This window comes from Kitasatospora sp. NPDC004799, from assembly GCF_040609095.1.
Classification (GTDB): Bacteria; Actinomycetota; Actinomycetes; order Streptomycetales; family Streptomycetaceae; genus Kitasatospora.
The window spans coordinates 1-9,541 of sequence record NZ_JBEXJK010000324.1 but is presented as its reverse complement, the minus strand read 5'-3'; the positions used below and the strand labels follow the sequence as shown (position 1 = coordinate 9,541).

General features: G+C 75.1%; 9 protein-coding genes. 6 read left to right on the top strand and 3 right to left on the bottom strand.

From position 1 onward, the window contains the following. Positions 1–48: 48 nt before the first annotated feature. The gene (locus tag ABZW03_RS30530; RefSeq protein WP_355265327.1) at positions 49–1,410 is read left to right on the top strand and encodes an FtsX-like permease family protein; all 1,362 of its coding nucleotides are present in this window, start codon (positions 49–51) and stop codon (positions 1,408–1,410) included. A 143-nt stretch (positions 1,411–1,553) separates the two neighbouring features. After that, positions 1,554–2,912, top strand: a complete 1,359-nt coding sequence (locus ABZW03_RS30525) for a DUF2252 domain-containing protein (protein ID WP_355265324.1) — start codon at positions 1,554–1,556, stop codon at positions 2,910–2,912. A 245-nt stretch (positions 2,913–3,157) separates the two neighbouring features. Here the strand turns inward: ABZW03_RS30525 and ABZW03_RS30520 are convergent, their stop codons facing one another. Next, a complete protein-coding gene (locus tag ABZW03_RS30520; RefSeq protein WP_355265321.1) occupies positions 3,158–4,333 on the bottom strand; it encodes a Cmx/CmrA family chloramphenicol efflux MFS transporter in 1,176 nt (391 codons plus the stop codon). Positions 4,334–4,808: 475 nt separating this feature from the next. On the opposite strand from ABZW03_RS30520, the gene ABZW03_RS30515 reads away from it, so the two are divergent. From ABZW03_RS30515 to ABZW03_RS30500, 4 genes are all read left to right on the top strand, one after another. Further along, positions 4,809–5,108, top strand: a complete 300-nt coding sequence (locus ABZW03_RS30515; RefSeq protein ID WP_355265319.1) for a DUF6342 family protein — start codon at positions 4,809–4,811, stop codon at positions 5,106–5,108. Between the two features lie 178 nt (positions 5,109–5,286). Next, positions 5,287–5,586, top strand: coding sequence for a DUF6342 family protein (locus ABZW03_RS30510; RefSeq protein WP_355265315.1), 300 nt, complete (start codon positions 5,287–5,289; stop codon positions 5,584–5,586). A gap of 241 nt (positions 5,587–5,827) precedes the next feature. Continuing rightward, complete coding sequence (locus ABZW03_RS30505; protein ID WP_355265312.1) at positions 5,828–6,133, top strand: DUF6342 family protein; 306 nt, start codon at positions 5,828–5,830, stop codon at positions 6,131–6,133. Positions 6,134–6,286: 153 nt separating this feature from the next. Next, positions 6,287–7,204 carry a hypothetical protein gene (locus tag ABZW03_RS30500; RefSeq protein ID WP_355265309.1) on the top strand — a complete coding sequence of 306 codons (918 nt, stop codon included), beginning with the start codon at positions 6,287–6,289 and terminating at the stop codon, positions 7,202–7,204. Between the two features lie 117 nt (positions 7,205–7,321). On the opposite strand, the gene ABZW03_RS30495 is transcribed toward ABZW03_RS30500, so the two are convergent. Both ABZW03_RS30495 and ABZW03_RS30490 read right to left on the bottom strand, forming a co-directional pair. After that, complete coding sequence (locus tag ABZW03_RS30495; protein WP_355265306.1) at positions 7,322–8,230, bottom strand: diacylglycerol kinase; 909 nt, start codon at positions 8,228–8,230, stop codon at positions 7,322–7,324. Further along, the coding region (locus ABZW03_RS30490) for an FAD-binding oxidoreductase (protein ID WP_355265304.1) at positions 8,227–9,541 on the bottom strand (1,315 nt) is incomplete at its 5' end. The genes ABZW03_RS30490 and ABZW03_RS30495, both read right to left, overlap by 4 nt.

Here is a 9,541-nt window from a genome sequence, read left to right as displayed (position 1 = left end):
AAGGGCGTCACCTCGTCGTAGGCCTCGTACAGGAGCTGGTCGTAGGCGATGGCCGCCGTCGCGAGCGGCTCGGTGCGCACCGTCCTCGGGCTGGTCTTCGCGGCCGGCGGCGTCACCGTCGCCGCCGTCGCCACCTCCCTGGACGGCGGCAAGGCCGCCCAGAGCGCGATGGGCGTGGTGATGTGCTTCATGCTGGCCGTCGCCCTGCTCGGCCCCTGGCTGGCCCGGGCCGCCACCGCGGTGCTCGGCGTCCCGCTGCGGGCCGGCGGCGCGCCCGGCTCGCTGGCCGCCGACAACGCCCGCGCCAACGCCCGCCGGCTGGCCTCCGCGATCACCCCGATCGTCCTGGTCACCGCCTTCTGCGGCACCCTGCTGATCCTGCAGAGCACGCTGCGCCACACCAGCGGCGAGAACGTCCGGGCCGGCGTCACCGCCGACCACGTGATCGGCGCCGCGGGCCCCGGCCTGCCCGCCGGGACGGCCGAGCGGGCGGCCCGGGTGCCCGGTGTGGACACCGCCGTCGGCGTGCTGCGCACCGGCGTCGTCTTCGAGACCATGGGCCAGCTGTCCTCCGCCCCCGTGCTCGGCGTCGACGGCGACCCGGCCCGGCTGCCGAAGGTGCTCGACCTGGGCGTGCGCGCCGGCACGCTCGCCGACCTCGGCCGCGCCCCTGACACCGTCGCGCTGAGCGTCACGCTGGCCGACGCGCTCGGTGCGAAGGTCGGCGACCGGGTCCCGCTCCGGCTCGGCGACGGCACCGCCGTGCGGCCCGCCGTGGTCGCGCTGTACGACCGCGGGCTCGGCGTCGGGCAGGCGCTGCTGCCCCGGGCCGCGGTGGCCGCTCACGTCACCGCCGGGTACGACCACCAGGTGCTGGTCGCCGACGCGCCGGGCGCCGACCGCGCGGCGGTGGCCGCCGGGCTGGGCCGGCTGGCCGGGACCGCCGGGACCGACCGGAACGGGTTCGTCGTGACCGACCGGGACGGCTTCGTCGCCCGGGCCGACAAGGACATGGAGCTCAGCGGCTGGGCCAACACCGTGATGGCCGCCGTGCTCGGCGGGTTCGCCGCCGTCAGCGCCGCCAACACCCTGGTGATGACGGTGCTGGACCGGCGCCGCGAGGTCGCGCTGCTGCGGCTGGCCGGCACCACCCGGAGCCAGGTGCGCGGCATGATGCGCTGGGAGGCGCTGCTGGTGGCCGCGACCGGGCTGGTGGTCGGCTCGGTGATCGCCGGGCTCACCCTGGTGCCGGTGGCCCGGGGCGTGGCCAACACCACCCCGTACGTGCCGCCGATGCTCGCCCTGCCGCTGGTCGCCGGCGCGGTGCTGCTCTGCCTGCTGGCGACCGGGGTGCCGGCCCGGGCGCTGCTGCGGACCCGGCCGGCGGCGCTGGGCGCGGTGCAGCGGTAGCGGGTGCGCGTCCGGGTGAGGCCTGCCGATGAGGCCCGCCGACCTCACCCGGACGGCCGAGTGCCGGAGGGCGTGCGCTGCGCCCTCCGGCACTCCTGCCCTAGCGTCGCGGGAAGGGGACCGCCGACGGACGGAGCCGCCGCATGACCACCCCCGCCGAACGCCGCCGGCGCGGCCGGGCCGCCCGGGAGCGCGTCTCCCGCTCCGCCCACGGCCGGTGGATCCCGGCCGCCGACCGGCCCGACCCGCTCGGGCTGCTGGAGCGGCAGGGCGAGGACCGGGTCGCCCGGCTGCTGCCGATCCGCTACGGGCGGATGGCGGAGAGCCCGTTCGCCTACCTGCGCGGCGCCGCCGCCGTCCAGGCGGCCGACCTCGGGGCCGTCCCGGACACCGGGATCACCGTCCAACTCTGCGGCGACGCCCACCTGTTGAACTTCGGCGTGTACGCCTCGCCGGAGCGCGCGCTGCTCTTCGACGTGAACGACTTCGACGAGACCTTCCCCGGCCCCTTCGAGTGGGACGTCAAGCGGCTCGCCGCCAGCGTCGCCGTCGCCGCCCGGGACAACGGCCTGGACGAGCGGCGGGTGCGGCGGGCCGCGCTCACCGCCGTCCAGGGGTACGCGAGCGCCATGCGGCGACTGGCCGGGTTGGGCGAACTCGACGTCTGGTACGCCCGGGTGGACACCGCCGACCTGCCCGCCGTGCTGCGCAAGCCGAGGCAGCGCGAGCGGGTCGAGGCCGACCTCGCCCACGCCCGGAGCCGCACCAACCTGCAGGCCCTCGGCAAGCTCACCGAGGAGCGGGACGGGCGGCGCCGGATCATCAGCGCGCCGCCGCTGATCGAACCGCTGAAGCGGACCGAACTGCGCGGCATCGGCAAGGTGTTCAGCGACTACCGGGCGACCCTCGCGGAGGAGCGCCGACTGCTGCTGGACCGCTACCGGTTCGTCGACGCGGCGACCAAGGTGGTCGGCGTGGGCAGCGTCGGCACCCGGTGCTACATCGTGCTGCTGGAGGGCCGGGACGGCCGCGACCCGCTGTTCCTCCAGCTCAAGGAGGCCGGGCGGTCGGTGCTGGAGGACCACCTGCCACCGCTGCGGGCGGAGGCCGAGGTGGCCGCCCACCACGGCGGCCGGCGGGTCGTCACCGGCCAGCGCCTGATGCAGGCCGCCAGCGACATCTTCCTCGGCTGGACCACCGGCCCCGCCGGGCGCCACTTCTACGCCCGCCAACTGCGCGACATGAAGGGCTCGACGGACATCGCCGACCTCCGGCCCGCCGGCCTGCGAGCCTACGCCGACCTCTGCGGCCGCACCCTCGCCCGGGCCCACGCCCGCACCGGCGACCGCCTCGCCGTCGCCGGCTACCTCGGCAGCGCGGACACCTTCGCCGAGGCCGTCGCCGACTTCGCCGTGCGCTACGCGGACCGGACGTCGGCCGACCACGGCGAACTGCTGGCGGCGATCGCGGACGGCCGGGTGACGGCGACGCGCGGCGTGTGACCCGGGCGCGGCGGACGCGGCAGACGCGGCGTTCGGACCGCGGGTGGCTGGCCGGCCCGAGGTCGCCGGCCGGTGAGCAGTGGGCCGGCACGAGGTTCGTGCGCTCGGGCCGGGCGTCGCCCCGGTCCCCGGTCCGGCCACTGCCCGTTCCACCGTGCTGACCGTCCAGGGCCGCCCGCCCCCGGGGACCCCGGGGGCGGGCGGCCTGTTCGGACGCCGTATCGGGCTCCGTGTCCGGCTCCGGCTCAGCCGAGCCGCGGCCGCACCGCCGCGACCAGCAGTGCGGCCGCGACCAGGAGGCCGCCGGCGTAGAACGGCCCGAGGTCGCCGGCCGTCGTGCCGAGGGTGGTGGCGGCGAGGAGCGGTCCGGCGGTGGCGCCGAGGTTGAGCGCGGCGGTCGCGTAGGCGCCGGCCAGGGTGGGGGCGCCGGCCGCCTCGTACAGCACCCGGGTGATCAGGGTGCCGCCGACCGCGAAGGACAGCGCGCCCAGCAGGAAGACCAGCGGCAGCAGCGCGCCCGGTGCGTGCGCCGCGGCGGCGAGCGCGGGCCAGCCGATCAGCAGCAGCGGGCCGCCGGCGGCGAGGACCAGGCCGGGGCGCCGGTCCGCGAGCCGCCCGGCGACGGTGATCCCGGTGAACGACCCGGCCCCGAACAGCACCAGCGCGACCGGCACCCACAGCTCGTCCAGCCCGGCGGGGCCGGTCACCACGGGGGCGAGGAAGGTGAAGCCGCCGAAGGTCGCCGCGTTCACCAGCGCGGCGAGCAGCAGCGCGCGCCGCAGCCGGGGTGCGCGCAGTTCGGCGAGCTCCGCCCGCAGGGCGGGGGCCGGGGCGGTGGGACGGTCGGCCGGACTGGCCTCGGAAGGTCGGCCCTTGGTGCCGCCGCCGACACCGAGCGCGACGCCGACGGCGGCCGGCAGGCAGAGCAGCGCGACCGCCCAGAACGCGGCGCGCCATCCGAACAGCGCGCCCAGCACCGCGCCGCCGGGGACGCCGACGACCGTCGCCACCGTCGTCCCCGACAGCAGCACCGCGAGCGCTCGCCCCTTCCGGTCCGCCGGGACGAGTGCGGCGGCGGTGGTCAGGGCCACCGCCAGGAACCCGGCGTTGGCGAGCGCGGCGACCACCCGGGTGGCGAGCAGCACCGGGAAGCTCGTGGTGACGGCCCCGACGGCGTGCGCCGCCGCGAAGGCCAGGACGAAGGCGAGCAGGCTGCCGCGCCCCGGCCGGTTGCGGGCGAGCCCGGCCATCAGGGGCGCGCCGACGGCCATCCCGACCGCGAAGGCCGAGGTGAGCCCGCCGGCCGTACCGACGGTGACGCCGAGGTCGGCGGCGAGGCCGGGCAGCAGCCCGGCGAGCATGAACTCCGAGGTGCCCATGGCGAACACGGCCAGGGCGAGCAGATAGAGCGGGAGGGGCATCGAGAGGCTCCGAGGAGGCGGTGGGAACGAGGAACGGACGTCTCGTCACCGCACGCTCAGCCCCCGGGCGGCGCAGGCGCTGCGCTCGCTCGGACCTCGGTGGTTCGGCGTATCCGGGGTTCAGGGGGCTGACGGCGCGTGACCGAAAGCCCCCACCCTGGATGCCTCAGGGCTCGACATGCCCCGCAGGCTACCCGACCGCCCACTCCCGAAGCACCCGGTTTTCGACGATGCGCCTGGGGCGCATGGGGTTGGTGATCAACTCTGCGCTTCGATGTCGTCAAAATCGATCAGTAGTTGTTCATTTTTGACCCATTCAAAAAACTAACGGACGATCGCGTCGGTCTCGTGGCCGAGCTGTGTAGCTTTCCGATCGGTTCGGGTGGTCAAGTGCTGCATCTGGAACCGAAGTTGTTTCCACTGAGTGCGGGTGTGCCCCTGAGGGGCCCTCGCAGAAGCGAAGGGGAGGGGTTCCATGCCTGACATCGACCTCGGAGTGGCGTCGGACTGGACGGACGGCGACTACAACGGCCGCGTCAAGCTGCGGCAGAACCCGGTCCTCCAGTCCGCGGCCAAGAAGGACGTGGTCGTCAGCACGCCGACGAGCATCGAACTGTCGGTGAACACGAACCTCGAGGTCGACCAGCGGACGGACAGGATCTACTTCACGACCCACTACGGCACCACGAAGAAGGTCATCGCCGTGCTGGACTCCGACGGCAACCTGTCCATCGCGGGCCAGGTGTTCACGCGCCAGGGGAACCTGACCTACTAGCGCTACCGGGGCCCGTGCGCCCAGCGGAGGGCGCGGGCCTCCGTCAGGTGGCCAAGTCTCCCACCTGGCAGTGACATTGTTTCCACTGGAGAGCGGGCGTACCCCGGCGGCCGCACACGCGAGGGCGTGCGGGCGGGGGCCGGGAGCGCGACCCGCGGGATCGAAGGGGAGGGCCTCCATGGCTGACATCGACCTCGGCGTGGCGTCGGACGTGAAGACCGGCGACTACAACGGCCGCGTCAAGCTGCGGCAGAACCAGGTCGAGCCGACCTCTGGCAAGAAGGACGTGGTCATCAGCGGTCCGGAGAGCATCGAACTGTCGGTGAACACGAACTGGAGCAGCAGCCAGGAGGCGGACAAGTTCTACTTCTCGACCCACCACGGCAGCACGCACAAGATGCTCGCGGTGCTGGACTCCGACGGCAACCTGACCGTCGCCGGCCGGCTGATCACGGGCCAGAAGAACCTGACCTACTAGGTCGCGGGCCCGGCTGTTCGCCCGGCGCGGCGGCCGGTGCGGCGGCCGGTGCGGAGCGCCCGACGGGGCCGGGGATCCACCCGCTCACGGGAGCGTGCGGATCTCCGCCAGGCGGCCGAGTGCCCCACCTGGCAATGACGTTGTTTCCACTGAAGAGCGGGCGTTCCCCGGCGGCTCCACCCCTGACGGCGTGGGGCGGGTGCCGGGAGCGTGACCCGCGGGACCGAAGGGGAGGACCACCGTGCCTGACATCGACCTCGGCGAGGCGTCGGCCTGGCGGGAAGGCGACTACCACGGCCGCGTCAAGCTGCGGCAGAACCAGATCTACCCGACCTCGCCCAAGAGGGACGTGCTGATCAGCGGCCCGGAGAGCATCGAGCTGTCGATCAACACCAACCTGGAGGTGGACCACGCGAAGAACAAGTTCTACTTCACGACCCACTGGGGCAACACCAAGAAGATCGTCGCGATCCTGGACTCCGCCGGCAACCTCTACCTCGCCGGCGGCGTGACCGAGGGCCAGTACCAGATCGAACTGGGCTACTAGGCAGCTGGGCGGTCTCCAAGACCCCGAGGTCCGCGCACTCTCCGGAGCGCGCGGACCTCGGTGCTGTGCCCGCCCGGCCGGCCGCGGGCGCAGCGGGCCTGAACTGCGCGAACGGCGGGCGGGATTGTCAGTGGCGTGTGCAAGGGTGGCCCCATGCTGGCGATCGCGGTGCAGACGAACGAGACGCGGCACCTGAGGGTGACCGCGGAGGAACTGGCGGGGATGGTCCGGCGCATCGGCGCGCCGGACGACCGCTTCCTGGTCGTGGAACGGATACCGGACCTGCCGGACGTGTACGTGCAGGTGTGGCACGCCGAGGGCGAGGACTACACGCTGGAGCACCGGGACGGTTCCGCCGGGCGGCACTTCGAGGTGCGGCTGGACGGGCCCGAGCCGGTGGTCGAGGCGATGACGGGCTGGGCGCGCGGTGCGGCGGGCTGGGACGACGGCCTGGACTGGAAACCGCTCGACCTGGGCCCGGCGCCGGAGCCGGTGCCGCCGCTCGAACTGGACGAGGGCGAGCGGCGGGACCTGGAGGACCGGTTGCGGCTGACCCTGGCCTGCGGCTACACCGACCGCGCCCGGCTCGCCGAACAGGCCGAGGAGTACCTGGTCTCCGGTGACCGCCGTCCGCTCTCGCGCCCCCAGGCCGAGCAACTCGCCGACCGGCTCTGGCTGGAGCGCGTCGGCGAGCAGACCGGCTGGATCGGTGAGACCGACCCGGAGCGCCTCACCCGGGCCTTCGCCGCGCTGGAGGCCCGCGGCATCACGGCCCGCGAGGACTTCACCTGCTGCCGCTCCTGCGGCGACGCCGAGATCGCCGCCGCCGGGGCCCCCGACGCCCGCGGCTTCGTCTTCTTCCACTCCCAGTGCACTGAGTCCGCCGCCCTCGGCCACGGCCTGTCCCTGCTGTACGGCGGTTTCGACGGCTCCCCGGAGACGGTCGTCGCGGTGGGGAAGGAGGTGGTCGCCGCCCTCGCGGCCGTCGGCCTCCCGACGGCCTGGAACGGGGACCCGTCCCACGCGATCGAGATACGCCCGCTCCTGTGGCGCCGCCGCCTCGGCACCTGAGGCCGTAGGGGGCACCGTTCGGTCCCAGCCGGCGGGTGGTCAGGGGCGGCGGGTCCGGCGCCCCGGCCCGGCCCCGGCGCCTGTGTGTCGGCAGGGCCGGGCCGGGGCGTCAGCGACTCACGGGACCAGGATCCGCAGGGCGGCCTTCGCCACCGTGACCTCCACCGGGAGCGCGGCGATGAACTCCCCGTCGGCGTAGGCGGTGATGCCGGGGGACTCGATCCGCAGGGACTCGGTGCGCAGGGTGGTGACCTCCGGGTGGGTGACGTGGGTGCCCTTGAAGAGGGTCGGGAAGAAGCGGGCGATGCGCAGCCGGGGCATGGCGTCGACGAGGGTGACGTCGAGCAGGCCGTCGTCGGGGAGCGCGGCGGGGCACATCAGCATGCCGCCGCCGTAGCTGCGGGTGTTGCCGACGGCGGCCAGCGTGAGGTCGCGTTCGATGACCGTGCCGTCGGCGAGGGTGATCCGGAACGGCAGCGGCCGCAGGTTGGCGAACTCGGCGACGATGGCGAGGTTGTAGCGCATCCGCCCGCGCGGCCAGCACAGCCGGTTGGCGCGGTCGCTGACCAGGGAGTCGAAGCCGGTGGCGAGCACGGAGCCGTACCAGCGGACGGCGCCGTCCGGGCCGGTGATCCGGCCGAGGTCGACGCCGCGGGTGCGCCCGGCGGCGATCACGTCGGCGGCGGCCTCGGGCGAGCCGAGCGGCAGGCCGTACTCGCGGGCGTGGTCGTTGCCGGTGCCGGCCGGTATCACGCCGAGCGGGACGGGTGTGCCGGCCAGGGCCTGGAGGGCGAGGTTGATCATGCCGTCGCCGCCGACCACCGCGACCGCGTCCACGCCGTCGGCCGCCGCCTCGCGGGCGAGGCGGACGGCGTCCTCGGGGGAGCGCCCGGCGTGCGGTTCGACCTGGACACCGAGGGCCCGCAGCCGGGCGGTGGCCCGGTGGGCGGCGGGCTCGGCGTGGCCGGCACCCGCCGCCGGGTTGGTGAGAACGGCGACCCTGCGGACGGTTCTCACCTCGTTCACGGGATCAACTTCCCCGGGTTGAGGATGCCCGCCGGGTCGAGTTCGGCCTTGACGGCGCGCAGGATGCGCACGCCCAGCTCGCCGACCTCCTCGGTCATCCAGGGCCGGTGGTCCGCGCCGACGGCGTGGTGGTGGCTGATGGTGCCGCCGGCGCCGAGGATGGCGTCCCCGGCGGCGCGCTTGGCGGCGCCCCAGCGGGTCAGCGGGTCGTCGCCGAGGGCGGCGACGACGGTGAAGTAGAGCGAGGCGCCGGTCGGGTAGACGTGCGAGATGTGGCAGAGCACGAGGGCGCCGGGCAGCGCCCCGGTGAGCGCCTCGGTGACGGCGACCCGCAGGGCCGGCAGCCGGCTCCAGCTCGCCGCGGTCTCGAGGGTCTCGCACAGTGCGCCCGCGCCGAGCAGCGAGTCGCGCAGGTAGGGGGCGTTGAACCGGCCGTGCTCCCAGGCCCGGGCGGGGCCCTCGCCGAGCGAGGTGCCGCCGGCGGCGAGCAGCACCTCGCGGGTGAGCTGCTGCCGGGCGGCGACCTGCGCGGCGCCGCCCTCGAAGACGGTGACGGCCAGACAGCCGCTGACCGCCGGGGCGCCGCCGATCTGCTCGGTCATGGCCAGGTTGACCATGGTCTCGGCCTCGTCGGAGAGCCGGATCACGGTCGGGCCGGTGCCCTGCTGCTCGACGGCGCGCAGCGCGGCCGTGCCGGTGGCGAAGTCGGGGAAGCTCCACGCCTCGTACGCCTTGACGGCGGGCAGCGGGTGGACGCGCAGCCGGACGGCGGTGATCACACCGAGGGTGCCCTCGGAGCCGAGGAAGAGCTGGCGCAGGTCGGGGCCGGCGGCGGAGGCGGGGGCGCGGCCGAGGTCGAGCACCCCGGCGGGGGTGACGACGCGCAGCCCGCGCACCATCTCGTCGAAGCGCCCGTACCCGGCGGAGTCCTGGCCGGAGGAGCGGGTGGCCGCGAAGCCGCCGATGGTGGCGTAGCGGAAGCTCTGCGGGTAGTGGCCGAGTTCCCAGCCGTGCTCGGCGAGCAGCGCCTCCGCGGCCGGGCCGGTGAGCCCGGCGCCGAGGACGGCCTCGCCGGAGGTCTCGTCCAGGTCGAGCAGCTGGTCGAAGCGGCGCAGGTCGAGGGAGACGACGGCCCCGAAGCCACCGCGCTCGGGGTCGAGGCCGCCGACCACGCTGGTGCCGCCGCCGAACGGGACGACGGCGATGCGGCGCTCGGCGCAGACCGCGAGGACGGCGGCGACCTCCTGCTCGCTGCCGGGCAGCACGACGGCGTCGGGCGCGTCCTGCGGCGCGCGGCTGCGGCGGCGCAGC